This is a genomic window from Onishia taeanensis (assembly GCF_013349955.1).
GTDB lineage: Bacteria > Pseudomonadota > Gammaproteobacteria > Pseudomonadales > Halomonadaceae > Onishia > Onishia taeanensis_B.
On sequence record NZ_JABVXC010000047.1, the window covers coordinates 1 to 551 of the forward strand.

Below are 551 nucleotides of genomic sequence, written 5' to 3' on the forward strand. Positions count from 1 at the left end.
GCCCCGGAGCTGTCGACCTCCAATCGCGCCACCATCGGCGGCATGATCTCGACCGATGCCAGCGGCCAGGGCAGCTGTGAATACGGCAAGACCCGCGATCACGTGCTGGAGCTCGACAGCGTGCTGCTGGGCGGCCAGCGCCTCACTAGCCGGCCGCTCGAAGGCGAGGCGCTGGAGGCGACCTGCGCCCGGGACGACCGGGTCGGCGAGGCCCACCGCACCGCCCGCGCCATCATCGATACCCAAGCCGGGCTGATCGAGGCCAAGTTCCCCAAGCTCAACCGCTGCCTGACGGGCTATGACCTGGCGCACCTCTATAACGACCAGCGGCAGTTCGATCTCAACAGCGTGCTGTGCGGTTCGGAGGGCTCGCTTGGGCTGCTCAACGAAGCGGTACTCAACGTGCTGCCGATTCCCAAGCACTCCACCCTGGTCAATGTTCGCTACTCGAGCTTCATGGATGCCCTCCGGGACGCCAAGGCGTTAATGGCAAGCCCGGCATCCCCCACCTCCATCGAGACCGTGGACGACAAGGTGCTGGGCCTGGCGCA

The 551-nt window shown here is 66.4% G+C and carries 1 protein-coding gene; it reads left to right on the forward strand.

What is annotated here, in order from left to right:
* Positions 1–551: FAD-binding oxidoreductase (locus HUS66_RS17400; protein WP_175072450.1), on the forward strand; the 551-nt coding region annotated here is incomplete at both ends.